The sequence below is a fragment of the Neobacillus sp. 19 genome, assembly GCF_049463095.1.
Lineage (GTDB): Bacteria > Bacillota > Bacilli > Bacillales > Cytobacillaceae > Neobacillus.
The window spans coordinates 1-26,022 of sequence record NZ_JBMPZU010000083.1; the positions used below are offsets into that span (position 1 = coordinate 1).

Annotated in this window: 29 protein-coding genes, 1 pseudogene and 1 riboswitch; of the genes and pseudogenes, 14 read left to right on the forward strand and 16 right to left on the reverse strand. The window is 36.9% G+C overall.

Features of this window, described 5'->3' with window-relative positions; all coding sequences use genetic code 11:
* The first annotated feature begins 179 nt into the window (after window positions 1–179).
* Complete coding sequence (locus ACO1D1_RS24150) at window positions 180–428, forward strand: hypothetical protein (protein ID WP_149870540.1); 249 nt, start codon at window positions 180–182, stop codon at window positions 426–428.
* Between the two features lie 140 nt (window positions 429–568).
* Window positions 569–820: a sigma-G-dependent sporulation-specific acid-soluble spore protein CsgA gene (locus tag ACO1D1_RS24155; RefSeq protein ID WP_149870541.1), complete on the forward strand. Its 252-nt coding sequence runs from the start codon at window positions 569–571 to the stop codon at window positions 818–820.
* Window positions 821–977: 157 nt separating this feature from the next.
* On the opposite strand, the gene ACO1D1_RS24160 is transcribed toward ACO1D1_RS24155, so the two are convergent.
* The 3 genes from ACO1D1_RS24160 to ACO1D1_RS24170 all read right to left on the reverse strand — a co-directional run bounded on the left by ACO1D1_RS24160 (window position 978) and on the right by ACO1D1_RS24170 (window position 3,753).
* Window positions 978–1,895, reverse strand: a complete 918-nt coding sequence (locus tag ACO1D1_RS24160; protein ID WP_423337427.1) for a YitT family protein — start codon at window positions 1,893–1,895, stop codon at window positions 978–980.
* A gap of 773 nt (window positions 1,896–2,668) precedes the next feature.
* Window positions 2,669–3,274, reverse strand: coding sequence for a hypothetical protein (locus tag ACO1D1_RS24165; protein ID WP_423337428.1), 606 nt, complete (start codon window positions 3,272–3,274; stop codon window positions 2,669–2,671).
* A 140-nt stretch (window positions 3,275–3,414) separates the two neighbouring features.
* Window positions 3,415–3,753 carry a YmaF family protein gene (locus ACO1D1_RS24170; protein ID WP_423337434.1) on the reverse strand — a complete coding sequence of 113 codons (339 nt, stop codon included), beginning with the start codon at window positions 3,751–3,753 and terminating at the stop codon, window positions 3,415–3,417.
* Between the two features lie 203 nt (window positions 3,754–3,956).
* On the opposite strand from ACO1D1_RS24170, the gene ACO1D1_RS24175 reads away from it, so the two are divergent.
* From ACO1D1_RS24175 to ACO1D1_RS24185, 3 genes are all read left to right on the forward strand, one after another.
* Window positions 3,957–4,160 (forward strand): DUF1657 domain-containing protein, encoded by a 204-nt coding sequence (locus ACO1D1_RS24175; RefSeq protein ID WP_149870543.1) that lies wholly within the window; start codon window positions 3,957–3,959, stop codon window positions 4,158–4,160.
* Between the two features lie 75 nt (window positions 4,161–4,235).
* Entirely contained in the window at window positions 4,236–4,442 is a 207-nt protein-coding gene (locus ACO1D1_RS24180) for a DUF1657 domain-containing protein (RefSeq protein ID WP_423337429.1), read from the forward strand.
* A 19-nt stretch (window positions 4,443–4,461) separates the two neighbouring features.
* Entirely contained in the window at window positions 4,462–5,322 is an 861-nt protein-coding gene (locus ACO1D1_RS24185) for a DUF421 domain-containing protein (RefSeq protein WP_149870545.1), read from the forward strand.
* 66 nt (window positions 5,323–5,388) lie between these two features.
* Here ACO1D1_RS24185 and ACO1D1_RS24190 read toward each other — a convergent pair.
* Window positions 5,389–6,358: pseudogene (locus ACO1D1_RS24190) on the reverse strand (multidrug resistance efflux transporter family protein).
* A 93-nt stretch (window positions 6,359–6,451) separates the two neighbouring features.
* Window positions 6,452–7,681, reverse strand: coding sequence for an MFS transporter (locus ACO1D1_RS24195; protein WP_423337430.1), 1,230 nt, complete (start codon window positions 7,679–7,681; stop codon window positions 6,452–6,454).
* Window positions 7,682–7,939: 258 nt separating this feature from the next.
* On the opposite strand from ACO1D1_RS24195, the gene ACO1D1_RS24200 reads away from it, so the two are divergent.
* Window positions 7,940–8,554: a PH domain-containing protein gene (locus ACO1D1_RS24200; RefSeq protein ID WP_149870548.1), complete on the forward strand. Its 615-nt coding sequence runs from the start codon at window positions 7,940–7,942 to the stop codon at window positions 8,552–8,554.
* A gap of 41 nt (window positions 8,555–8,595) precedes the next feature.
* On the opposite strand, the gene ACO1D1_RS24205 is transcribed toward ACO1D1_RS24200, so the two are convergent.
* Window positions 8,596–9,411, reverse strand: a complete 816-nt coding sequence (locus ACO1D1_RS24205) for a YitT family protein (RefSeq protein WP_411675455.1) — start codon at window positions 9,409–9,411, stop codon at window positions 8,596–8,598.
* Window positions 9,412–9,591: 180 nt separating this feature from the next.
* Window positions 9,592–9,781, forward strand: a riboswitch (Lysine riboswitch).
* Between the two features lie 103 nt (window positions 9,782–9,884).
* Here ACO1D1_RS24205 and ACO1D1_RS24210 point away from each other — a divergent pair.
* A complete protein-coding gene (locus ACO1D1_RS24210; RefSeq protein ID WP_149870550.1) occupies window positions 9,885–11,366 on the forward strand; it encodes an amino acid permease in 1,482 nt (493 codons plus the stop codon).
* Between the two features lie 66 nt (window positions 11,367–11,432).
* Here ACO1D1_RS24210 and ACO1D1_RS24215 read toward each other — a convergent pair whose 3' ends face one another.
* The gene (locus ACO1D1_RS24215; protein WP_149870551.1) at window positions 11,433–11,651 is read right to left on the reverse strand and encodes a helix-turn-helix domain-containing protein; all 219 of its coding nucleotides are present in this window, start codon (window positions 11,649–11,651) and stop codon (window positions 11,433–11,435) included.
* Between the two features lie 155 nt (window positions 11,652–11,806).
* On the opposite strand from ACO1D1_RS24215, the gene ACO1D1_RS24220 reads away from it, so the two are divergent.
* Complete coding sequence (locus tag ACO1D1_RS24220; protein ID WP_190284656.1) at window positions 11,807–11,980, forward strand: hypothetical protein; 174 nt, start codon at window positions 11,807–11,809, stop codon at window positions 11,978–11,980.
* A gap of 47 nt (window positions 11,981–12,027) precedes the next feature.
* Here the strand turns inward: ACO1D1_RS24220 and asnS are convergent, their stop codons facing one another.
* On the reverse strand, window positions 12,028–13,419 hold the full coding sequence (gene asnS, locus ACO1D1_RS24225) for an asparagine--tRNA ligase (RefSeq protein WP_149870552.1): 1,392 nt from the start codon (window positions 13,417–13,419) through the stop codon (window positions 12,028–12,030).
* A 206-nt stretch (window positions 13,420–13,625) separates the two neighbouring features.
* On the opposite strand from asnS, the gene ACO1D1_RS24230 reads away from it, so the two are divergent.
* Together ACO1D1_RS24230 and ACO1D1_RS24235 are read left to right on the forward strand one after the other, a co-directional pair.
* Window positions 13,626–13,856, forward strand: a complete 231-nt coding sequence (locus ACO1D1_RS24230) for a hypothetical protein (RefSeq protein ID WP_149870553.1) — start codon at window positions 13,626–13,628, stop codon at window positions 13,854–13,856.
* A gap of 60 nt (window positions 13,857–13,916) precedes the next feature.
* Window positions 13,917–14,051, forward strand: coding sequence for a BA3454 family stress response protein (locus ACO1D1_RS24235; RefSeq protein WP_149870554.1), 135 nt, complete (start codon window positions 13,917–13,919; stop codon window positions 14,049–14,051).
* A gap of 59 nt (window positions 14,052–14,110) precedes the next feature.
* On the opposite strand, the gene helD is transcribed toward ACO1D1_RS24235, so the two are convergent.
* Window positions 14,111–16,435, reverse strand: a complete 2,325-nt coding sequence (helD, locus tag ACO1D1_RS24240; RefSeq protein WP_149870555.1) for an RNA polymerase recycling motor HelD — start codon at window positions 16,433–16,435, stop codon at window positions 14,111–14,113.
* 405 nt (window positions 16,436–16,840) lie between these two features.
* Here helD and ACO1D1_RS24245 point away from each other — a divergent pair, with 405 nt between their 5' ends.
* Window positions 16,841–17,374: a YceI family protein gene (locus tag ACO1D1_RS24245; protein ID WP_423337431.1), complete on the forward strand. Its 534-nt coding sequence runs from the start codon at window positions 16,841–16,843 to the stop codon at window positions 17,372–17,374.
* A gap of 67 nt (window positions 17,375–17,441) precedes the next feature.
* Here the strand turns inward: ACO1D1_RS24245 and ACO1D1_RS24250 are convergent, their stop codons facing one another.
* From ACO1D1_RS24250 to ACO1D1_RS24265, 4 genes are all read right to left on the reverse strand, one after another.
* Window positions 17,442–18,944, reverse strand: a complete 1,503-nt coding sequence (locus tag ACO1D1_RS24250; protein WP_149870557.1) for an aminotransferase class V-fold PLP-dependent enzyme — start codon at window positions 18,942–18,944, stop codon at window positions 17,442–17,444.
* A gap of 118 nt (window positions 18,945–19,062) precedes the next feature.
* Window positions 19,063–19,398 carry a hypothetical protein gene (locus ACO1D1_RS24255; protein ID WP_411675495.1) on the reverse strand — a complete coding sequence of 112 codons (336 nt, stop codon included), beginning with the start codon at window positions 19,396–19,398 and terminating at the stop codon, window positions 19,063–19,065.
* 165 nt (window positions 19,399–19,563) lie between these two features.
* Window positions 19,564–20,388 (reverse strand): DUF2935 domain-containing protein, encoded by an 825-nt coding sequence (locus ACO1D1_RS24260; protein WP_149870559.1) that lies wholly within the window; start codon window positions 20,386–20,388, stop codon window positions 19,564–19,566.
* Between the two features lie 52 nt (window positions 20,389–20,440).
* A complete protein-coding gene (locus ACO1D1_RS24265) occupies window positions 20,441–21,175 on the reverse strand; it encodes a polysaccharide deacetylase family protein (RefSeq protein ID WP_149870560.1) in 735 nt (244 codons plus the stop codon).
* A 97-nt stretch (window positions 21,176–21,272) separates the two neighbouring features.
* On the opposite strand from ACO1D1_RS24265, the gene ACO1D1_RS24270 reads away from it, so the two are divergent.
* The 3 genes from ACO1D1_RS24270 (at window position 21,273) to ACO1D1_RS24280 (ending at window position 23,755) form a co-directional block, all read left to right on the forward strand.
* Entirely contained in the window at window positions 21,273–22,061 is a 789-nt protein-coding gene (locus tag ACO1D1_RS24270) for an HAD family hydrolase (RefSeq protein WP_149870561.1), read from the forward strand.
* Between the two features lie 202 nt (window positions 22,062–22,263).
* A complete protein-coding gene (locus ACO1D1_RS24275; RefSeq protein WP_149870562.1) occupies window positions 22,264–23,139 on the forward strand; it encodes a MerR family transcriptional regulator in 876 nt (291 codons plus the stop codon).
* 94 nt (window positions 23,140–23,233) lie between these two features.
* On the forward strand, window positions 23,234–23,755 hold the full coding sequence (locus ACO1D1_RS24280) for a MerR family transcriptional regulator (RefSeq protein WP_149870563.1): 522 nt from the start codon (window positions 23,234–23,236) through the stop codon (window positions 23,753–23,755).
* Window positions 23,756–23,849: 94 nt separating this feature from the next.
* On the opposite strand, the gene ACO1D1_RS24285 is transcribed toward ACO1D1_RS24280, so the two are convergent.
* The 3 genes from ACO1D1_RS24285 to ACO1D1_RS24295 form a co-directional block, all read right to left on the reverse strand.
* Window positions 23,850–24,314: a GreA/GreB family elongation factor gene (locus tag ACO1D1_RS24285; protein ID WP_149870564.1), complete on the reverse strand. Its 465-nt coding sequence runs from the start codon at window positions 24,312–24,314 to the stop codon at window positions 23,850–23,852.
* Between the two features lie 219 nt (window positions 24,315–24,533).
* Window positions 24,534–25,520, reverse strand: a complete 987-nt coding sequence (locus ACO1D1_RS24290; RefSeq protein WP_423337432.1) for an acyltransferase family protein — start codon at window positions 25,518–25,520, stop codon at window positions 24,534–24,536.
* A gap of 316 nt (window positions 25,521–25,836) precedes the next feature.
* Window positions 25,837–26,022: hypothetical protein (locus ACO1D1_RS24295; protein ID WP_423337433.1), on the reverse strand; the 186-nt coding region annotated here is incomplete at its 5' end.

The following is a 26,022-nucleotide window of genomic DNA, read 5'->3' on the forward strand; positions in this document are numbered from 1 at the left end:
GTCTGAACCCCCTTTTTTAAAAGGGGGTCTTTTCATGGAGAATGATCTTTAACCAGGAGATTTGCCTTGCCTTTTACCTTCCCAAAAATTAATGGACAAGAAATAGGTTTTGGCCTTTACATCCGTTAAACTTTTTTCATATTTTATAGCAGGTCCATAATTTAAAGGAGGGATTTGGAGTGCAGTTAAATTTTGAACAAGCTCGTCATTTAGAAGGTAAGATGATTCGATATCAAAATGAAACTGGAGAATGGGTGACAGGTAGAGTTGTTAAGGTTCAAAAGAATGGCCTTGAGATTGAACAATTAACATCTTCCCAAACTTCTGACGGATTTGGATATGGCTTTTGGGGACCACGGCCATTTTTCAGGCCACCGGTATTCTTTCCGTTTGTTGGATTTGGGTTTGCACCGTTTTTATTTTTCTAACCGGGTAAATGGAGTAAGTACATTTGTACTTACTCTCTTTTTCATTTTCAGGATTTCAAATCCCGCCAATATTAACTTTCTAAAGTGTATATTATTACCCTTACATCAAAAAATAAAAGCGTGAAAGGATAGGTGAAGGTATGGATAAAACTTTGGGATATTTAAGAGAAACCTTATCAAATTATACGGACGAACATTCAGAGGGCAGGAATTTGTACAAAAAACTAAAGGAGAGTGCCTATTCTTCTGAAGGCTCCTTTGTCCGTGATTTAAACCAAAAAGAAATACATTTTTTAAATCTTATTCTGCCTAAGGAGATTAACTATGCGAAAGAGGAACAAGATGAAAAAAGAGCACATGAACTAAATGAAGTGTATGAACTATTATTTTAAATAACGAAAAAGATGGCAGAATTATCTGTCATCTTTTTCGGAAATATCTTATTTTTCGCAAAACTATTTCCTAGGTAAGCGCATAGTACGACAAAACACGATCCGAAGAATTTGCATTTTTCCCTAATTAACGACAGAAACAGCGAGTAGATTACAACTAGTGAATATCCCTTTTCTTAAATCGCCCGCCACGGACTTCTGCAATATCCGCCACTGCAAGAAAGGCACTATCGTCATTCTCAGTAACAATTTCCTTCAATTTTGCTTCTTCAAGACGATTGATGACACAAAAAATAACTTTTTTATCATCTCCCGAAAAGGCACCCTCTCCATTAATGTAGGTAACCCCTCGACCAAGGCGATTCATGATGGCGTCGCCAATTTCTCTGGCATTGTCACTAATGATCCAAACGGATTTAGATTCATCCAGCCCTGTTATCGTTACATCAATCGTTTTGTAAGCAACAAAATAAGCAATTAAAGAATACATCGCACGATCCCATGAAAATACAAAACCGGCGCTTCCAAGAATGAAAAGATTAAAGAACATAATAATTTCCCCGACGGAAAAAGGCAGTTTTTTATTAAAAAGAATGGCAAGTATTTCCGTACCATCTAGTGAACCACCGTACCTTATGACCAGACCAACTCCAATACCAAGAACAATTCCCCCAAAAACAGTCGCAAGAAGAATATCTTGGGTAAAGGCTGGAACTGGATGAAGTAAACTGGTACCAATTGAAAGAATGATGATGCCATAAAGAGTGGAGAATGCGAAGGTTTTTCCAATCTGTTTGTAACCAATGAAGAAAAAAGGAATATTAAGAATAAATAGGAAAATTCCCAGTTTCCATCCCGTAATATAGGAGAGCATAATGGAAATGCCAGTAATCCCGCCATCAATGACCTTATTCGGGACAAGGAAGATTTCAAGTCCTACTGACATTAAGGTGGCACCTAGTGTTATTAATAAAATCCGCTGAAGCAGTTTTCTTTTTGTCAACTTTCGATGCTGAATTTTTGCCATTATGGCTTCCTGTTGTGCAATTAAACTAATTTCTTGCGTTCCTGTCATTATCTTGCCCCTTTCAAAAAGAATTCTACTATAAGTATAGCGAAAATTAAGCATGTTTCATAATGAATTGCTTAATTTCTTTCACTATTGTAAAGAAAATATAAAAAGGAGCTACCTCATTTTTGAAGTAACTCCTTAATGATTATTAACACCTTAGGGGACCCAACCATGACATCAGCCATATCTTTTCAAATTCCATTTCCTTTAGTGAAAATTCGCATCTAAAGGGAAACTTTGAAGCATAGCCAATGTGTGTTTGTTCCGTTGTAGGAATTAATTCACATGTTATTGGAATTCAAATCCCTAAAAGAAACAAATTTTGGTTTACCACCATTTAAGACCTTTATTCCATCAATTGGATCATCAGCTTCCTGGCAATGTATCTTTTTGAAAAGGTTTCGGTTTGGAATACTTCTGAAAATTAGATGTATTAACCTATAAATCCTCAACTTTTTCCCTTGATATAGATTCTATCGTCTTTCAAAGATATCCATTATGAAAGGATTTTGTTTTAGATTTAAGCCTTTGCAATAAGATTTTGCATCGCTCCACCTACCAAATGATATTTAGGAATAACCTTACATTGACTCGTTCACTAACGGAACGAACACGTATGGTTGAGCCTCCTAAGATGTTAACCTTTGTATTTTCCTTTACACTTATAGTATATCACGAAATTTTCCGAATTAACCGGCAATTTGTTACGGTATTGTGAACTTTTGGAAATCCTAATGCAACCAAGGTCTTCCAGTCCAAAACGGAAGACCTTTTCTTTAATCGACAATTGGATTTTTGAAATTATCCTTAACCGAAATGTTGTTCTCTTTAATTTTCGCTTCCACCTTATATTTATTTTCAGAAAGTTTATCATTAAACGGAATTGTTAATTCACTGCCGTCAGCCATCACAAATTTGTATTGGTATAAACTGGTTGTACCCTGTTGGTTTCTGTAAACAATATGTACCTTAGCCATTTCATCCCATTTGTACTCATTTTCCTCCAGCCCTGTCAAACCATTATAGTGGATGCCATCATCGTCCAGATAATAATAATTGGTTAGACTTAATATAAAGGCCGGAAACGTTGAAAGGATTAAAATACCAGTAATCCATTTCAATCTTTTTCCCTCCCATCGTTGCCTAAAGATGAGATAAGCAGTCAAAATTACAGCAATTACTATCATCCCAAACATAAACGTGATGTAAGCACTAAATGGTGTTGAAAAAAACCAATAGGAGCGTGAAAAATAGACCATGCTTTGATAAGATGCAACAAGGACAAATGGTACAAATATGCTGCTAATATATAAAATAATGGTATACGCTACTAATTTAACGGAATGTTCGTCATCTGCTTCCTTTCTTTTAACAAAAATCAAAATATCCCCCCCAATGCTTCTCTCTATTATTCATTGTTATTTTACCTCAAATTTACCAATTACTGTAGTATTTGGCGCAATTTTAAAAACACTTTATTTGTATAAAAAAAACCAACCTTATAAAAGATTGGTTTTAGTGCTTATTTCGACCCAGGTGCAGGTTGATCAACACCTTTCACATGGTGACTATGCCCATTATCTTCGGTTGTTTGAAAATCATAATAATGGACGTGCATTCCGTTCCCTACAGGAATGGCTGGTCCAGAATAAGCTCGGTAATGGTGTGTGTGTCCATCCTCAAAAAGAACATATCCTTCTGTATAATGAATATGTCCGCCATCTTGTGTGGGGATCGGTGGTGAAGTGATATCCAAACATTGGTGAACATGCCCTGAACTCACTCCGGTGTAATCCACAGACCCATGATTATGATGCGGCACAAATCCTTGGACAAAATCATCTTTCGATGTTTTTCTAATATTGATCACCTCAAAATATAAATTTTTACTGTTACAACTATATGCTTTAAAACTCAAAAAAAGGAATAATAATTTAAGAAATCACTATTCAAGGTGATAGGAAAAATTTTCTACTTCAATAAGTACAAATTCATACATAAGCAAAAAGTTAATCCACATACTATTTTTGTAATTTCAATTCTAATGACGAAAGAAGGATAAAGATGACAGTCGGTACTCAAGTAAAACAAGCATTAGCAGGACTTAAAAGTGCACAAGCAAGTTTTGAAACGTTTGCGCTTGCTACAGATAATCAAAATGCCAAGCAACTTTATCAACAAGCAGCACAGCAAACACAATCCGTTTTAGACAGTCTTGAACCGAGACTTCAAGAAATCATGGCCGAAGAACCGCAGTACAATCAATAAAGCTGTTTTAGGTTGGCGATCCCAAGCCAACCCCTTTTTCATTTTAAGAATTTCCTATGAAAGGAAGTTACTTTTATGACGATCGCTTCAAATGTCAAACAATGTCTTTTCACCTTAAAAGGCATTGAAGCCCAATTATCTTCATTCGCATTAAATTCACTTGATGATGAAGCAAAAAAAATTTTCCACGAAACGAGTCTGCAAATTGGAGATATAAAAAAAGATCTGCAATACCGTGTTTTAGAACTGGAACGTCATGAACCACAATTCAAGGGGACATAATATTTTGAGGTGAGAAAAGATGCCAGGTTGGACGTTTATTATCATGCGCTCTTTAATTTTCTTGCTGCTCTTATTTATTACCACAAAAGTTCTGGGAAAGAAGCAAATATCTGAACTTTCCTTTTTTGAGTATGTCGCAGGCATTACGATTGGAAGTATAGCTGGTGAGGTTGTCACAGGACTTGAGGCGAATATCTATCATGGTGCCCTCGCCATTGTCGTATTTGGATTGATTACTTTTTTAGTGAACTACATGGCAATAAAAAGTAAAAAATTCAGTGATTTTGCTGAAGGGAAAAGTACAGTCGTCATTCAAGATGGAAAAATCTTGGAGAATAATTTAAAGAAAGAAAAGTATACGATCGATGAACTTTCTGCACTCCTAAGGCAAAAAAACATTTTTAAAGTTGCTGACGTTGAATTTGCAGTATTGGAACCACGCGGTAATTTAAGTGCCTTATTAAAAAAAGAAAATCAACCTTTAACACCAAAAGATTTACAAATGAAAATGCCAAATGAAAAAGAACCGCAAACCATCATTATGGACGGGAATATCGTGGATGAGGCATTACGGTGTGCCGGAAAAGGCAGAGGCTGGCTTTATACGGAGTTAGAAAAACTTGGTGTGACATTGGATAATGTTTTTCTTGGGCAAGTGGATTCGTATGGTGAGGTAACCGTGGATCTTTATGATGATAAAATTAAAGTACCAACGCCTGCAGCGCGTCCGTTATTACTGGCAACTCTCAAAAAGACCCAAGCAGACTTAGAAATTTTCTCATTAGAAACTGATTGCAAAAAGTCAAAGGCAATGTATAAGAAAAATGCAGCTATTCTTCAAGAAACCATTGAGCGGCTTACACCTTTCCTAAACGGATAAAAGGAATAAAAAAATCCTTATCAATTTTGTTGATAAGGATTCGTCATTTCCATTTTATTTTTCCGCCTAAGCACTAAGTTTTTCTATTTTTGGTTTTACTTCTTTGTTGGAAACATAGCTGTGCAGGATCATGCCTGCCATGATCAATGCCATGCCGCTCCATGATAAAGCTGAAGGCATCAATGAATTTAACAGTAACAATTCTCCGATAACAGCAAATAAAACTTCCATTGACTGCGTAGCCTCTACAGCAGCAAGTTTCTGCATGTCTCCCCTTACAAGATCTGTTGCATGAAAGAAGAGTATAGTTGCAATTACTCCGGAGGTTATTGCTACAAGTGCGGATTGGACAGTTTGTCCAAAGCTTGGCGGTCCGCTATCAATTAGTCCAAAGATGGATAAGACAATCCAGAAGGGCAAGCTTGCAATCGTCATTCCTAATACCCGTTGAAATACATCTAGGCGGCCGCCGCAAACCTCCATCATTTTTCTATTGCCTAATGGGTAGGCAAATGATGCTACAACAACAGGTAAGACTCCTAAAGATAAGGCAATGACAGATAAATGGTTTGCTTGTTCCACCTGCATCAAAATGATTCCCAATAAAATGATTAAGGACATTCCTAAGCCTTTAAAAGGAATTTTCCCCTTTATCCGTTTTGGGCCTTGGTCGGTCATGACCGTTTCATAAAAAAGAGGTGCCAGGGAAGGAACCTGAGATGATGGTAATCTGCCAGGTTGCTGCAATCAGCCAGCCTGGGGCATATGCAGCTGAAAAACAAATAGGGGCATAGAATAATCCGAAGCCAATAGAACTCCACAGCAGCCAGGAACCCGGCCGTTGTTTCATTTCCACAAATAATGGTTTTAAATTTTTCCTGGCCATTACAATGAAGAAAAGGAAAGGAACCATGAAGAAATATCTTAACGATGCACTCCAAATCCAGCTCCCCCCTGCTAGTTCCATCGATCTATTTAGGATAAAAGTAAAGGCAAAAAAGAATGAAGCAAAGATGCCTACAATAATGGGACGCATGGTTTCTAATCTCCTTTTGTAATTCTATATATAGTGTTATTTTCCACAAAAAAAGGGAAACCAGCAAGTGGTTTCGCTAAAATACCGAACATCTTACCATGTTTGTTCATTCACATCTAAGAAAAAGTACCTCCTGCTCATTAAGGCAACTGTAAAAGAACAAAGGAAAAGTACAGTTGCCACCATAAAGGTGGTTCTTATACCAAAGGATTCGGTAATCCATCCCATCAAAATAGATGATAAACCAAAGGAACCAAATATCAATGTACCCCTGGCTGAATAAACTTTAGCTAAAAGCTGTTCCCTTGCGCTTTGTTGGATGATCGTGGTCTCGGCCACATCTCGAGCCATTTGCGGCAATCCAAACAAGAAAGACACGAATAAAGCAAACCAAGGGACTGAGGTCATTCCGAATAAAAAGGTAATCATGATTAAGCTTAATGTAGACAAAAGGATTGTTTGTCCTAAATTTCTTTCTAACATATGTGAAAAGCGATAAATCAGCAGTCCCCCAAATAGCATTCCGGCAAAAAAGGAGCCATTAATAAATCCCCACCAGTTCTCCCCTTTATTTAATGCCTCCGAAACATAAACAAACAAAATAGCTGCAATCCAAACCCCGTTTGCAAAGGTTTCGAGTATGTTCATTAAACTGATCGTCCGGAGCTGCTTGGAATTCCAAATGATTCTCCAACCCTCTTTTAAGACATCCATTCGCGACTGCTCTTCTTTAATTTGCTGGTTCGCAACATGATCGATAAGCCCCATTAATACGCTAGAGAGCAGGTATAAGACGAAGGTAAACCAGAGAATCCTCCTTGCTCCCAAAGAAACTAATAAGATACTACCGATGGGCCAAGCAATCAACTGAACGATTTGATCAGAAATGGCAAGTAAACTATTGGTTTTCATAAGTTTGCTTTGCTCTACAAGACTTGGAACAAGAGCGTTTCGAGCCGGTGATGCCCATCCATCTAAAAAGGAAATCAAACAGATTAGTAAATAAATTCCGAACAGCCAGCCAGCATTTACGATGCCTGCTAGTAAACACATACCTAATAGCAACAATGTCTTACCGCATTGGGAAAAAAATAAAATAGACTTAAGGTTGTATTTATTGATGATTAATGGTGCCAATAATCCGCTAATTAAAGCAGAAATAGTATAAAAAAACGGAACAAGCGACATATAGGTAACTGAACCAGTCGCATCAAAGATCATTTTTATTAAACATACAACATATAAAATATCACCTAGATTGGCTGACATTTGCCCAAACCAAAGAAACCGGATAGAAACCTGTTTTCCGAAAAAAATGGACATGTTACACCCTCACTTTTTATTAAATTTTCATTTAAAAGTAAGGTGGTTTACATCGGACTTCCTCCAAGATCAATCAAATTTTTCTTTAGTATACCAGATTTCTGAATTGTTTGTTAATGACCGACAGAAATTTATGTATACTTATTTTATAAATGGCATAGAGTATTTCGTCGTCCAAAAGTTCGCTCAGGGTTGAAACCTTATGCCGCTTTGTTCGTACATAAATTTAGAAAAAAATAATAAAGTGAGGTTGACACAATGTTTGGAAAAGTAGCTGCAGATATTTTAGGATTAAGTGATGTGGGTTCAGTTATTAAGCCGGAGAATTATGATAAGGTGGATGCAGATGATTATGTTATGCATGAAGACAATGAGAAAATATATTTCTTAATCAAATCAAAATCCGATGAATATTGTTTTACAAATAATTCCCTTATACATCTTGATGGTACTAGTGCAACAAGTAAAAAGCGCATGCTTCACCGCTATAGTTATGCTACCAATAGAATTTCAGATGTTTACCTAGAAACAGCTGGAACGGTTGATCTTGATGTAGAAATTAAATTTAAAATTGGCTCGCAGCCCTTCTCCATCGACGTTCATAAGAAACATATTGAAGAAATAAAAGATTTGTACAAAGCACTTATCAAAATTTCCGAAATTTCACATGAAAATGAAATCTCGCTCCAATTTGCCAAACAAAGCCTTGATGTAGCCTCAACAACTCTTGGCCGTATCACAAGTCCTGACAGCAACTTGGTTGTTCAATTCAAAATGCTTAATCAAGCTGCCTTTCAATGGCTGGAGGATAGCAAAAAACAATATTGTGTAAAAGATTTTGGTTATGTATTTGAAAAGTATATTAATAATTAGCAAATATATAAAAATAACCCCAAATTCAGGGGTTATTTTTGTTAATGCGGGCTGGGTCTGTGAAATAGTCCCATTACTTCAATGGTTTCAGTTATATTGACAAAAGCCGCAGGATCGATTTCAGTTATTAGATGTTTCACCTCATTTAACTCATACCTTGAAATAATGGTAAATAATACATTTCGATGGTCATTAGAATAGCCGCCAACACCATCCATTATAGTCAATCCTCTGTACAAGTTAGTGAGCAAGTGCCTTCGCATTTCTTGGCCTTTTTCAGTAATTATCATGATTGTTAACTTTGCGTGATCGGTATAAATAGCATCCACTACTTTACCTGTTACAAAAATGGATACTAAAGTATTAAGTGCTACATCCCAATTAAATATAAAGCCGCTAATGAGAATGACTACTGCATTCATTCCTGAAAGCAAGGTGCCAATCGGAAAGTCTCTTTTCCGTGACACAATCATTCCGATAATATCAAATCCCCCAGTCGAACCGGAACAGCGGAACACGATTCCCACGCCAATACCTGTTAAGGCTCCTCCAAAAATCGATGATAATATGGTGTCTTTAGCAACCTCATATACAGGGACCAAATATAGACCAAATGAAATAATGATGACAGATAATATCGTATTCATGATAAACCTTTTTCCAAGCATTTTATATCCGATAATTAATAATGGAAGATTTAACAGAAAATTAGCTACTCCCGTATTAATTGGAGTGATCATGCCAAATAACATAGAAATACCGCTTAATCCGCTGCTTAACACTTGATGAGGGATTAAAAAGAGATTAAAACCTGTCACAATTATGAGGGACCCGAGTATTAAACCAAGAAACTGCAACCTATTCATCTCCTGCCACTTGTTCTTTTAATGAATATTACCGATTCTCCGTTATGAAGTAAATTAAATAGTTTTTTACAATAATAAAAAATTATCTGGAAATTTTTCCATTTGACTTTTTATAAATAATATTTATACTATATAAATATATTAACTTCATAGTATAAATCCTCATCAAACCGATGAGGTAGAGGTCGCGGTTTTTATTAGTATGGCGGACGAGGTGATGAGACTCCAATGACTCCGTTTGAAAGGAAAAGCTGCCGAAGCGTGTATTCATCTCTGGAATTGCATGCTGGGGCTGTCTCCGAATAGGAACAGAACTGTCACGTATAGCCCTACCAGCTGTGCGTGTTGAGCTATCTTTCGGAAGGTATGATGCGGGGTATTGACAATGCCATCGATTCTGCTTCGATGGCATTTTTTATTCCAAACTCCTTCTCGAAAAACAAACAGAAAAAGGAGTCATAAATATGCAAACAGCTAGACAATTAGAAGAACAGGTTTATTCAGATGAACGCACAAACAAACAGGAAACGATTGAGCTAAAACGCAGCTTAAAATCACGTCACCTTACAATGATTTCTTTAGGAGGAACGATAGGTACCGGCCTATTCCTTGCAAGCGGCGGTGCCATTCATTCTGCCGGACCTGGCGGGGCGCTCCTTTCCTATCTTGTCATCGGGGTCATGGTATACTTTTTAATGCAAAGCTTAGCTGAGATGGGTGCCTATATGCCCGTTGCCGGAAGCTTTAGCACATATGCAACAAAATTTGTTGATCCAGCTTTCGGTTTTGCACTCGGTTGGAATTACTGGTATAACTGGGCAATCACCATTGCTGCTGAATTAGCTGCTGTTACAATGATCATGAAATTCTGGTTCCCAAATACGCCATCAATTATTTGGAGCAGTACCTTTTTAGTGATTATGTTTCTATTAAATTATCTGTCTGTAAAAGGGTTTGGCGAGGCAGAGTATTGGTTTTCTCTTATTAAAGTAGTGACAGTTGTTATTTTTATCATAACTGGCACGTTAATGATATTTGGTATTATGGGCGATCATGCGATTGGATTTAAAAACTTTACAGTTGGTGATGCGCCATTCCACGGCGGGTTTATGGCCATGCTGGGAATTTTTATGGCCGCTGGATTTTCTTTCCAAGGAACCGAACTACTAGGTGTCGCAGCCGGGGAAACCGATAATCCCGAAAAGGCAATTCCTCGTGCTGTAAAATCTGTATTTTGGCGGATTCTTTTATTTTATGTGCTAGCTATATTAGTGATCGGACTTCTGATTCCATATACAAATGGAAACTTGGCCAATGGTGATGTTTCCGTCAGCCCATTCACACTTGTATTTCAAAAAGCAGGAATTGCTTTCGCAGCATCTGTCATGAATGCCGTCATTTTAACAGCCGTATTATCTGCCGGAAATTCAGGCATGTATGCTTCGACACGGATGCTCTGGGATTTAGCGCGCCAAGGAAAAGCGCCAAAATTCTTAGGCAAACTAAATAAAAGAGGCGTTCCAGTCAATGCCTTAATTGCTACAACATTAGTAGGAACATTAGCGTTCCTTGCATCATTCTTTGGTGATGGTACCGTTTATGTTTGGCTTTTAAATGCTTCTGGTATGTCAGGATTTATTGCTTGGCTTGGAATTGCCGTTTGCCACTATCGTTTCCGTAAATCATATGTTGCGCAAGGCAAGGATTTAAGCTTGCTGCCATTTAAATCAAAACTCTTTCCATTTGGACCGATTTTCGCCTTTGCTGTCTGCGGATTTGTTGTTTTAGGACAAAATTATTCAGCCTTTATGGGTGACCATATCGACTGGAATGGTGTATTAGTTTCTTACATTGGGATACCTCTTTTCCTTGTTTTATGGCTTGGATACAAATTCACCAAAAAAACAAAGGTCATTCCTTTAGAAAAATGTGACTTATCGAACTAAATTACTCATAAAAAAAAACAGACTCGATAACGAGTCTGTTTTTCGTTCATGTATGAAGAAACTACACTATGTCTCATCAGATGTCCAAACATATAAATCTTCAATCTGGCAATTCAATTCTTTGGAGATGGTCATCGCAGAATTTAGATTCATTACCTTCTTTGATATGTAGTCGTTAAGTTGACTTCTGGGAATGTTTGTACTTCTTTCCAGGCATTCCAAATCCATACCGTTTTTAGTTAATAAATCTTTGAGGTTACTTTTTTTTGCTTTATAATTTGTCAAAATGACACCTCACTTTTGTAAAGTATACCATAGTTGGTTTATTATTGAAAGGTGCCTGACTTTCTTCTTTTCATTTACTGCAAGCGTCTTCCATTTGAAATAAAGTGTAATGACTTTGTGGTATACTTAAAAGGAATAGTAAAGGGGTGTTAGATTTGAAAAACTCAAATAACCGCTATAATAATGGTCAAACTGTAAACATTAAAGAAACGGGTGAGACTGTCACGATTTTAAAATGGCAGTATGTAAAAAATATGAAAAGATATTCTTATATCGTTAAAGAGCACCCAGGAACCTTTTTTTTCGAAGAAGAATTACAAAATCTTTAATAAAACACAACACAAAAGGAGACCCATTCGGTCTCCTTTTAAATAATTTAAAACTCCGCATTACCAGGTGTTCTTGGGAATGGGATAACATCTCTAATGTTAGACATTCCTGTTAGGTACATGATTAAACGTTCAAAACCAATCCCATAGCCTGAGTGTTTTGTTCCGCCATATTTTCTTAATTCCAAATACCACCAATAATCTTCCTCATTCATGCCAAGCTCGTTAATTTTTCCGGCCAATACTTCTTCCCGTTCTTCACGCTGGCTGCCGCCGATTAGTTCACCGATTCCCGGAACAAGTAAATCCATTGCAGCCACTGTTTTGTTATCTTCATTTAAACGCATATAGAAGGCTTTAATTTCTTTTGGATAATCAGTAACAAATACCGGGCGTTTAAAGACCTTTTCGCATAAATATCGTTCATGTTCTGTCTGCAGGTCAACACCCCATTCTACAGGATAGGCAAAGTTTTCACCTGATTCAACTAACAAATTGATTGCTTCCGTATACGTCACGCGGCCAAAATTTGCTGAATGTGCACTATTTAAACGGTCTAACAAGCCCTTTTCAATAAAACTGTTAAAGAAATTCATTTCCTCAGGAGCATGTTCGAGAACGTACCCAATTACATATTTCACCATTTCCTCGCCTAAATCCATTATATCTGGAAGCTCTGCAAATGCAAGCTCCGGTTCAATCATCCAAAATTCAGCTGCATGGCGGGCTGTATTCGAATTCTCAGCTCTAAATGTTGGTCCAAAAGTATAAACATTCCGGAATGCTAACGCAAATGACTCAGCTGAAAGCTGTCCACTTACAGTCAGATTCGTTTCTTTACTAAAAAAGTCCTGGCTTAAATCTGCTTTACCCTCTTCATTTTTTGGCAAATTGTCCATATCGAGGGTGGTGACCCGGAACATTTCCCCTGCCCCTTCGGTATCACTGCCTGTGATGATTGGAGAGTGCACATAAACAAATCCTTTTTCTTGGAAAAATTTATGTATTGCATATGACGCTAGGGATCTTACCCGGAATACAGCTGAAAATGTATTGGTCCTTGGGCGTAAATGTGCGATCGTTCTTAAATATTCGAAGGAATGCTTTTTCTTTTGTAATGGATAATCCACATTTGATATTCCCTCAACGACAATGTCCGTTGCTTTAATTTCAAATGGCTGCTTTGCTTGGGGAGTATGAACAAAATCCCCAACTACTTTAATAGAAGAACTAATCGGAAGCTTAGCAATTTCCTTGAAGTTCTCCAGTTCTTCATCAAATACAATTTGTACCCCTTTAAAAAAGCTGCCATCATTCAATTCAATGAACCCAAAGGTTTTGGAATCACGAATCGTCCGAATCCATCCAGACAATTGTACCTTTTGCTCAATATAACTTTCCGTATTTCTGTATAAGTCCTTAATTAAGGTCTGCTTCATTGGTTTTCCTCCTAAATCATATGTAAAAGGTTCAGCTTTTATATTATATCAAAGAAGCAATATTCAACAAAATATCTAGATAAGTAAAATAGAAGTTAATTAGATGTTTGTTTTTCTAAAATTTTCAGAAAATTAGCAGGAAAAAGTTAGCTTATGGTCGAATTTATATTTTAATAACGAATCGATTCTAGATAGGAGGTTACTTTGTGGACAAAGTTACTTGTATTGCCTATTTGTTGTACAAGTCTTCTAAGAATCAAGACATCAGAGAAAAGGCTATTCAATTATTGAATGGCGATGTATCCATTCGGGATTTAAAAAGAAATAGTTCCATTCATGCCCATCTAGTGATTGCTGAATCTTTACTAAAAAAGAACAAAATAGATAAAAACCAAGTACAGCTATTTGCTGAAGAATTTATGGCTCTCGAGGTTTAAAGCTTCCTTTTGGAAGTTTTTTTTATACAACTAATCTTATAATAAGGAAAGGTGATTTTTATGGTACAAGTGGAAGTAACAATAACTTTTGAAGGAAAATGCTATTTAACAAATGTCATTACTAGTCGTGAAACCTCCGATGATGAAATATTACGCCTTGCCTTTGAACAAGTACAAAAACAATGGAAAAAGTAAGATTTCAAAAGAATAAGCTGTAGAATTGCATATAATTCTACAGCCTTTTATGTGCCAGTTTAGATTAAATCATAAGTATCTCGGGAGACAGATGCCATGAGCGGACTAATTCCGTCTGTTGTAAGCATATACAACTCATGCATCGCACGTGTGCAAACTGTATAGAATAATTTCCGTTCACTTTCCCTCTTATATTGAGAACAATCATACAGAATAACAGCATCAAATTCGATTCCTTTTGCCAAATAAGAGGGAATCACAAGATTTCCCTTCTCATAGGAAATTGTCCCTTTTTCAATTAAATGAAGGGGAATTTCATTTTTAAGAGCTTTATAAACGGCCTTACTTTCTCCAGCAGTCCTGCAGATCACGGCGATTGTGCGATGTCCTTCATCGTTAAATTCCTTCATTTTTGAAAGAATAGCGTTATTTACGTTTTCTTTTCCTATTTCTTCTATTGTCGGCTTTGTGCCTCTGCGGTTAAAAGGGACTATTTTTTCGCCGCCTTCAATCAAACCACTTGTAAATTCAACAATTTCCCTTGTGGAACGATATGTCTTTGTTAATACAAAGGCTTCTACTTCCTCATCACTATTGTTCAAATCAGTAAGAACTGTCTCTGAACCCGTCGCACCGGAAAAGATTGCCTGATTGAAGTCACCAAGCAGCGTCATTTTACTATAAGGGAAAAGCCCTTGGATAAATGCGAATTGGAATGGAGAATAATCCTGCGCTTCATCAATGAATATATGGCGAATCCCAGTGTTTGATTTCCGGCCTTCAATTAAATCCTGGAGGTATACATATGGTGTCGCATCCTCATACGGAATAATCATGTTGGTTATATTCTCTATTGTATGTGTGCAAATGTCCGCCCAGTTTTGGGGAAGAGATTCATTTGACCTCACCGCTTGTGAAAATAATTGCAGATAGATTTGAGTGGCGTCAACAAATTTCAACTTCTTTACTCTTGCAAATAAGGGCCTAAACTTTTCCTTCACGACCATTTCTGCAAGGAGCTTTTGTTCCCGCTCAAAATCATCGAATGTATTATCAGAGAAGCGATCTTTCTCTTGTAGTCTTTTGAATACCTCCATATAATCTTCTTTTTCAAGAAATTGGATTTCCTCCTCCACCCAGCTCCTAGAACGCTCCCGTTTGACGGCACGTCTTAATTCTTTTAGTAACCATTCCTTGACGAGCTGAACCCTATTTGGAATCGAATAACTTTTTTCAAGAGAATAAAAATAATTATGAATCTCCTTTTTCGAAATGAGTACATCTCCTCTAAAGAATAAATCCATAAAAATTAAACCGTGGCTGGATAATTGGGCTGCATATCGATCAATGATGTTTTTAAATTCCAGGCTTGATTTGAAACAAATTCCTTCTACTCTTGTCTGATAACCTTTATCCTCTTTGCCACTGAGCAAATACTCTATTTGTACGAATGGATCCTCTACCTCAAACGAATTTCCAAACCTTTGATGTAAGTATTCCTGGAAAGTGGATTGCTGCATATTTTCTTCACCAAGCTCTGGTAACACGGTAGCAACGTAACTGTTAAAAAGGGGGTTCGGTGAGAATAGCATGATATTTTCTGCATTTAATGTCCCTCGATACCGATACATTAGGTAGGCAACACGCTGCAGAGCCGCGGAGGTTTTACCGCTTCCTGCTGCCCCTTGGACGAGGAGGACTTTACTGCGCTCGTTCCGAATAATTTCATTCTGTTCCCGCTGAATCGTGGCAACAATACTTTTCATTTGCGTGCTTGCATTGTTCCCAAGAACCTCTTGCAGCATTTCATCCCCTATGGTTATCCCTGTATCAAACATTCCTTTAATTTCTGCATTTCGGATAATAAACTGGCGCTTTAATGTCATTTCCCCTTCGATTGTTCCTTCAGGCGTATGGTATTGTGCGAGCCCTGGAGAATAGTCATAATATAGGCTCGAAATGGGTGCGCGCCAATCATAGATTAAGAAGGTTTCATCGTGTTTATCCATCAATGATGTAATCCCTAAATAAACTTGATCGGGTGCTTTTTCACCTTTTTCAAAAAAATCAATCCGTCCAAAATAAGGGGAATCTTTTAATCTGGCGAGAGTTTTTAGATGTTGATCCAATTGTTTATGTGTCCGCTCACGTTCGGACAGCATTTCAGCCTGCTGCTTTATACTTGCTGCTGTTTCGATCATATCATCCGGCTCATCTAAATTTACGGTTACATCTTCCCAAAAGGTCTTGCGAATTTCGAGAACATCTGAGCGAACCTTACCAGTATTTTGCTCTAAATTTTTCACTTTTTGATCAATTTCCTCTACAACTGAACTGACCCGTTCCTGTTCTATATGCCAGTCTTTGTTTTGTAAATCGCTCATTTAACCACTCTCCAGATAAAATATAGATCCAATTGCTTGACAACCGATTTTTATTGTGTTAATGTTATAATAGGTTATTTGTAATCACCTATAATATAACTTTTTATTCCAAAGGTCATTTTATCATGATTCTTATACCTTTTCAAGAAAATATTTCAAAATGTAAAGGCTGATTATAGGCTTTTTTTTATTCCTTTTTACTCTCCTCTTCTCTTCCACTTTATGATCCACACGAATACTGGCCATCTCAACTAAGCTTATTTTAATAGTATTGGAAAAAGTGCGAAAAAAATTAATAAAAAACAATTGACAATATAGTAGCAATCAACATATAATTTATTTTGAAATTAGTTATTTTAAATTCAAGATAAATCACTTCAAAACAAAATGGAGGAGAAATGAACAATGGCAAAAACTAAATGGGCTTTAGATCCTGCACACAGCAGTGTAGATTTTTCTGTTCGTCACATGATGATTGCAAACGTAAAAGGTACCTTCAATAGCTTTAACGCTTCAATTGAAGCGGATCCAGCTGATTTAACAACAGCAAGTATTGAATTTTCCGTAGAAACAGCAAGTGTGGATACCCGTAGTAAAGACCGTGATGCTCACTTAGTATCTGCGGATTTCTTTGATGTAGAAAATCATCCAAATATGACCTTCAAATCGACTAGCATCGAAAAAACAGATGAAGGTGAATACAATGTTACCGGTGATTTAACCCTTCGCGGATTGACAAAACAAGAAACCTTCTTCGTTACTTTTGAGGGTCAGGGAAAAGATCCATGGGGAAATGAGAAGGCTGGCTTCAGTGCTACAGGTACTGTGAATCGTTCAGACTATGGTTTAGTCTGGAATGCAGCCCTTGAAACCGGAGGTGTCCTTGTCGGAGACAAAGTCAAAATCAACCTACAAATCCAAGCAGCTAAAGCAGAATAATATATTATTATAAAAGAGGCCGCTCCATTTAATATGGGGATGCCTCTTTCCTTCATAGCTTACCCATTCATTCCATCCGGAATAATGGCGACATATCTTCGCGAATGTGATCAATATAGAAATAATCATTACTTGCCGAATCATATACGTAGTCCTTTTTCCAATCGTCGATATTTACAATAATCTCCTTGATTGCCTTTACAAACAAAAGGATTTCCTCATTTGTCATAATAGGGTGGATCGAGAACCGTACCCACCCCGGTTTAACCGACATATCACCTTGGTTTATTTTTTCAGTGATCAGTTTAGAAGTCTTTTTATCAATTTGAAACAGATAATGCCCGTATGTCCCTGCGCAGGAACACCCTCCTCTTACCTGTATACCAAATCGATCATTCAGCAAACGAACAATTAAATTGTAATGGATGTTATCGATTATAAGCGAGACGATTCCAAGACGATTCTTTATTTGCCCGCTTAATATATGGACACCTGGAACGCCCTCTAAGTTTGAGAATAACAGGTTAAGCAGTTCCTTCTCCCTTTTTAATATATTCTCCACGCCCATTTGGTCTTTTAGATTTAAGCAAAGGGCCGTCCGAATGGCTTGAAGTATTCCCGGTGTGCCTCCATCTTCACGTAATTCAATTGCTTCATAATATTGATGCTCACCCCAAGGATTTGTCCATGTTACTGTTCCGCCGCCAGGGTGGTCAGGAATTTTATTCTTATAAATTCTTGAATCAAAAACCAAAACTCCACTCGTTCCTGGCCCCCCTAAGAACTTATGTGGGGAGAAAAGGACTCCATCGAGTTTTTCAAGCGGATCTTTAGGGTGCATATTTATTTTTACATATGGTGCGGAAGCGGCAAAATCAACAAAACAAAGACCTCCATGCTGATGCATCAGTTTTGCGAGTTGATGATAAGGGGTTAGAATCCCGGTAACATTTGAACAGGCTGTGAATGAACCAATTTTCAAGCGTCGATTCTTATACAAAATCAACAGTTGTTCAAGATGCTGAACATCCACTCTACCTTCTGAATCAGGTTTAATTAACACTACATCCCCCAATGTCTCTAACCAGGATGTTTGATTCGAATGGTGTTCCATATGTGTCAAAAAAACCACTGGTCTTTCATCCTCGGACAGCACGATTTGATCCTTCCATTGTTCAGGGACACGGATTCCTAACATGCGTTGCAGCTTGTTGATCACGGATGTCATTCCAAATCCATCAAGGATTACAACATCATAAGGATCTGCATTTACATGTTCTTTAATAATGGTTTTAGATTGCTTATAAATTCCGGTCATCATTAAACTAGTGATATTTGATTCTGTATGGGTATTGGCCATAAAGGGCCCAAACACTTCAGAAATCTTTTGCTCAATCGGCCGATATAAACGCCCGCTTGCCGTCCAGTCCGCATAAATAATATTCTTTTTTCCATAGGGAGACTCAAATTCTTGGTTCATCCCAATCACATGTGAGCGAAACGTTTGAAAATAGTCCTCGAGGTGATCGGGGATTCGAAAGGTTTTACTTCCAATATTGGCAATGATCATGTATGCCACACCTCACAGCATTAGTCCTGTTATTCACTATATGCAGGACACTTTAGTGCCGTTTCAACCGCCTAGATAAAAAATAACCCCATCATAACATGAATAGGGTTGTAGAGACTTAATATGTAGTAATCCGAGCAGATTCCTTCTTTGTTACCTCGTCAATTTTTTGAATAAACATTTGAAACACTCTTCTCTTTTCCTCGAGGTCCTTTATATATTCCTTCAATTGGTTATAGCTTTCTTCAAATGGTTTATGGTACATTTCACGAATTTTTTCGATAATTTCCTCGTTTACTGTTGATTGAATGACCTGTTTGGTAATTCCATATTTATAAGAATATACCTTCAATTCCTGTGCCACTTCATCATATTCATTGGCAATTTCAGTCAGGACTAGTGAAATATCATCCTTCCAATCATCTAATGATTTCTGTAAATACGATTTTACCATTGTTTCTTCCAAATAAAACACCCGCCCTACTAGAGTCTAGTTCATATTTACACTATTATAACGATGATTGATTACATTGAGGTTTCGAACAGTTTACAGATTTTTATCATTCCCTTGATGAAAAAACTGTGCCTCCCCAATTGAGGATGGCACAATCTCTCCATTCTAACTAAAGGACGGTTTCCTTAAAGAACAATGAGCACCCTCTGAGTGAAGTTCGGGTGCAAATTCTGATAATTTTTTTATAAAATAACAGGTTTCTGGAAAGTGATGTTCCAAGAACCTTAAAGTAGTCTTATTTAATAGTCTCTCTCCTCTGTACTTTTCAACAATAGAACGTATATACTGATTCATTTCAATGACAGTCTTGCCGACTTCTAGTGCCAGTTCTTTCTGCCGTGGGAAACCCTGTTCAGTAAATCGTAAAAATCCCTTTATATGATGATTTTGCAGGATAAACATCTGAAATCTTTGTGCGTACACATCTGTTTGCCTGTCTACTGCTAATTCTATCGGATCTATTAAATTCCTTAATAAAATTATATGCCCCAATTGGTCCTCTAACCATAAATCCAATAATTGATCAAGCCTTAGAGGTGCAGGACGCTGACCGTTTACATAATAAGATAGTAACCGTAAATATTCTTGATTTTCACTTAAGGTTCCATTGAAATACGTCGGCGATAAATTTATGTTAATCTGATTTTTAAGTCTTAAATTCTGCACATTCCCTTCAAAACGGAAATAGTCATAAGCAACCGAATACGACTGATTAGCGAATCCAGTCATTTCACTCGATGAAACATCGAATACTGGATCCAATTGCCAAAGATGATTGAGCAAAGTGTCAAACGACTGTATAAACCTTTTAGCTATTTCAATTTCCTGTATTTGTTCAACAGACAAATGATCGCGGACAAAATTAGCATGATCCTGCAATATTTCCAGCCAAAATAAATGCTCTTCCCACACACGCAGCTTATTTGCCATCCAGATCCCCCCTCTCAATGAGCATATTCACTTCCGCCTGAAATATTGTTATTTATTCAATCCTTACTGCTTTTGCAAACTCCTTGATTGTGGTTGAATATTTAATATAGGTTCTAGGAAGGAGATACAACTCATTTTTCACTCCAGAAGATGAAAAGGGCCCTGGAGTAGTTGTAAGACCGTATAGATAATACTTTTTGGTATCTGTAATTACCTTTTCATTCGTGTTTCCATATGGATATGATAGAGCGATAACTGGTTTACCAGTAATTTGCTGGATCTTTTCCTTTGCATACTTTAGTTCGTATGTTAAATTGGTTGATTTCGTTAAATCTGGGTGTGTCGCAGTATGTGATTGAATTGAGATTAAACCGGAGTCTGTCATCCGTTTTAGATCCACAGACGAAAGTCGGTTAGTGCGGCCAATAAAATCCGAAATGACAAAGATGGTACCTGCGGGCTTAAAATACTTTGTATGAAGCTTTTGAAAAACGGCAAAAGCATTTAGATTATTTTTATAGCCATCATCAAAGGTAATAAAGATTGGTTTCTCTACCTTATTGCGATCCTGCCATTGCTCAAATGTTAATAACGTATAACCATGATCTCTTAAAAAGATGATTTGCTTTTCAAAGTTTTCTGGTGTTACATAAAGCTCTTTAGATCCATGACCAGTATATTCTGCAATGGAGTGATAAACTAAGATTGGTACATTCCCCACCGCAGACACCTTTTCCCCAAGAGTCAGCAAGAGAATAAATAAGAATAGAGATAAAACCTTTTTCATCAAATTACCTCACTTCATTTAATTGGAGTTGCTTTTTTTATATTATTAAACGCAAACGTGGTAAACTAGTCATAATAATAGAAAAAGGAGATTCTGCATGACGGATTACAACGTTTTATTTCTAGATATTGACGGCACCATCTTATCTGAGGATGATACGATTGAAGAATCGACCAAAACGGCTATTTCTCAGGTTCAAGCGAAAGGATTGGAAGTTTTTTTAGCCACAGGAAGACCTCTTCATGAAATTGATGAGATAGCAAAGGAATTAAACATTCGTTCATATATTGGTTATAACGGAGCATATGCAATCTATAATGGGGAAGACATTTTTCTGGAACCAATGGACTCTATATTAGTTAAACAATTTATGAAGACCGCAGCTGAGCACAATCATGAAGTAGTGCTTTTTTCGAATCAACAGAACTTAATAACAGATTTCGATGCACCAGGGATACCAGAATTCATGAAAATGTTTCATTTAACTAAAAATGAAGTTTATTCTCCAGAGTTGAATGTTGATATATTAGGGATGACTTTAGTCAATTTGAAAAATGATGAACTAGCTCTATACGAAAGTGAAGGCAGCATTCATTTATCCCAAGTCAATGTTGATGGAATGCGCCATTGCTATGATGTCATAAGGGATAGAGTGAATAAAGGTATTGGGGTTCAAATGGTTTTAGAGCGTCTTGGCATTCCGAGGGAAAGCTCGATTGCCTTTGGAGATGGCATGAACGATAAGGAAATGCTGCAAATTGTTGGCGAAAGCTTTGCCATGGGGAACGGACACCCTGATATTTTCCAATATGCCAAGCATAAAACGACTGATGTAACTGACTCTGGTATATATAATGGGTTGAAAAAACTCGGTTTAGTTGAATAAAGTGATAAAAAAGTGCAGTCAATTTCAGCGGAAATTGACTGCACTTTTTTATAGCGGCTGATAGCGCGAAAAATATGTTGCTATTTCGTGATTTACGTCTTGTTTTGATAGCTTTTGTCATACAGCAGGAAAAACAGCTACCCGATGGTGAATACCTATGCTAGAAGAAATATTTCCGAGAGATAGAAAGGAATGATAGTGTTTGAAGACCTATACTTTAAAAGAAGTGTCCAAAAAAATAAATGTTACCCCATCAATTGTACGTCAGTGGGAAAAGGACTTTGTGGATTATCTTGATATTCCCCGTTCAAAACAAGGAGCCCGAATTTATTCAGATTTGGAGATTGACCAATTGTTAGAAATAAAACAAATGGCCGAAAAAAAAATCAGTAAAGATGCAATCAGACAATGGTTGCAAAAAGTACAGAACCCTGAAGTAAAAGAAAGCACACCTGCATCCGAGGTCACCTTAGAAATTATCTCCGAAAAAGATATGATACCTGTCCCCGTAGAAGAAAGCGCCCTTAAAAACACCGAGCTTTTTTTCGAAGCAATGGAAACCTATAAAAAAACGTTCTTAAATGAAATCAAGGATGAAATTCGCAGTGTGGTTCGCAAGGAAGTTTTAGAAGAAGTGAAAAAAGAAATAACAAAGGGTACGTATTATACAGTGAAATCCATTTCAGACTCCGTCTATAAATCAACTGCAAATACAAAAGCAGAAATACTTGAGTTATCGAATACCATTGAAAAAGCTTCAGAGACTACGGCTGACTCCTTGCAATACCTTGCCAAAAATATGACAGCCGCTTCACTTGAGACCTCTGAAGAAATCTTTTCACTTTCAAAGCAGTTATCGGAAACATCTAATGAATTATCTCACTATGTTGATCTAACAAACAGTGAAATATCCAGCTTATCAGAAACCATTTCAAAGGACCGTGAATTCTTTGTTGAAGAGCGCAATCAATACCGCCATGAAGTTACACAACGAGAATTAGCATTCCAGCAAATGTTGACCAGTTTTCGAGATGTAGCTGCGGCAAGAGAAAAGAAATGGTGGAAATTCTGGTCATAATTCCTTTAATGAAATGCTCCTTTAATTCTTGTGTGTTTTACTAATATAACGTCACTCATGGTTTTGGGTCATTTTAACATTAGGGGGATTCGACATGAATACAAGTGAAGTAGCAAAATTATTAGGAGTATCTGCAAGTACGGTTCAGCGCTGGGTAAAGCAGCTCGCTCTGCCGATGGAAAAAAATGAGCGTGGACATTATCACTTTAGCAGCGATGATATTAATCTGTTAAAAGAAATTCATGAACAACTGCAAAACGGAACATTGCTGCATGAAATAACTCCCGTGAGTGAGAAAAGAAGTGTGCGCAGAGGGGGTGTAAAAACAGTTGAAAATGACAAAGCAATTGATAAATTAGCAGCGAAAGTGAGCGAATTAGAAGTGAGTTTGAATGCAAAGGCAGATTCAGTTGCTTCCTATCAACTCCTCCAACATCGCCAAGAAATAGAAGAATTGCAAGATCAAGTAAAAATAGTCACATTACAACTGGAAAAACTGCAAAAACAGATAAACGAGTTGACAGCACCTCAACGTTTCGACCAATCGATCAGTATGGATCAAAGCAAAATAAAGCGAAAAAAGAAGAATTTCGTCAGTTCTATATTTGGTTTCTAGCTTTCAATATTTATCTACACATAAAAGACCGGCCATAGTGTATGGTCGGTCTATTTGTTGTATCGACTTAAAACAACCATCAGCACGCGGATAATCAAGCTTCTTTATAATGATTTTCCATCCCAAATAGGTCACCAACATATGAAATATCTTTGACTGTTAACGGCAGATCTCCTGTAGGAATCTTAAGGGAAATCTGCTCACCTAGTGACCTGAGTAGCAGTTGCCTGCCAACCGGAGATAAAAAGGAAATAAACCCTTTATCTGGATCTGACTGTTCAGGCAGACAAATGACAAATTCTTCTGTTTCATTGTCCTCATCGTAAAGTACTGTCACCTTTGTTCCGATAAGAACCTTTGGAAATAATGTAACGAAACCCTTTTTGCTGTTCTTTGACAATAAATCCTCAACTTCTAAGACATACAGGTTAAAAAAGTGTTTAATCCTTTCTTGGATGGGCGTTGAAGATAAATAAAGATGGGTTAATTCCTTGATATTTTCATCTATATATCTTAATTGCTGCAAATAAAATTCGCGTGACAAGTTACTATGGTTCATAATAGATAGCCTCCAAACTAGGGTCAAACTTCCTGCCGCACTTCATTAATTGATTCATATGAACTCCTCCTAAATAAAAAATGAAATCTTCACAACCTTGGAGGAATAAATCCTTCAAAAACGGATGGAAGATCTTAGTATAATCTTACCATATGTAGACAGAAATGTCGCCAATATGGAAGAATAAGAAAAGCCGAACGTAACAGTACGTTCGGCTTCTTAAACCTCGAGCTCAACCAGCGGCCGGGTATATTTTTTAATAACATAACTTCCCAAGGTGATACAGATAATAAAGGAAAGAACGATCAGTAACAGGTAATTCCCTGAAATGAATGGTAAACTTTCATCCGGCAAAACAGCTTGAAGCAATTTAATAATAAAACCATGGAATAAATAGACATACAGTGTCCTTTCCCCTATTTTGGTCAACTTATATTGAGTTGATGGAATCAAAGCTAAAAATCCAAATACTACGATTAAAGTAACCCCATATTGGAATGCCCGTATGAACCCATCAAACCAATCCACTCCGCCCATATTCTCATAGGAAGTATCACCTAACAGCCATGGAACTGCATCTTTTGGAAAGCTCGATCCAAAGAATAACATTGTCGCAATCATGATGACCATACCGGCTGGAAGCGAATATTTTCCCCTAACCACTTGTTTTAGCTGATTTCCATTAAGTAAATAACCCAATGAAAAATATGGAAAGAAGACAAATGTTCTTGATAAGCTTAAAAAGCTGCCCACATTGTCCACATATCCAATGACAATTCCTAATACAAGAGCTAAAGCAAAACCAATCCAGCTGAGTCTTGCAAAAACAAATAACAGCAGAATCCAAAAAAAGAAACTTAATAAAAACCATAGTGTCCAATGAGGATGCAAAAAATCGAAGGTTAATCGCTCTTCCTTCCCGATTAAGAAATAAAAAATGGAATAAATAATTTGAAAGATAAAATAAGGGATTAGTATTCTTTTTATTGTCTTGGTTATATACCCTTTCTTTCTAAACCCTTTCGCAAAATATCCAGAGATGAAGATAAAGGCAGGCATATGGAATAAAAAAATTACCGTATATAATGTGAAAAGTATTCCATCCTGTTCTTTTAACGGACTTATTAAATGCCCGAACACAACGAGAAAAATCAAAATGAATTTTGCATTATCGAAATATTTACTCCTTTTTGAAGTAACAGCCATTCTATCACCCCGCTGATTATTTTTCTTAAAAAGATATTTAAATATATTTTTAAGACTAACAATAATTGATGAGATAAATATCTGTATTATTATTTTAACCTAAAAACATTACATCCTTATGTATTTAAAATTACTTTCTATTGCATTAAAATTACAATTCCACAATAGCAATACCATTTACCTATGAAAAATTTACCACCCCAAATTTTTGGAATGAATGGTCTTGTTGAAGAAAATAAATAAAGAGCCTGGAATCCTCCAAGCCCTTATTGTTTATATTGTCACTATATCAACGAAGTGATTACTAATGATTTCATCATAATTTTCCTTCAATTCCTCTAGTGAAATCTTTAATCCAACTGAAATCTTTTGTAAAAATTCCTGATCCTGCCGTAGCCAAGAACCATAATTTCTTTTTAGGAAACGTTCTGCTTCTGAGTAGGGAAGAGAAATCGTTGTTCAAATCTTTCCCCATTATGGATAAGATCATATCCGCCATTTC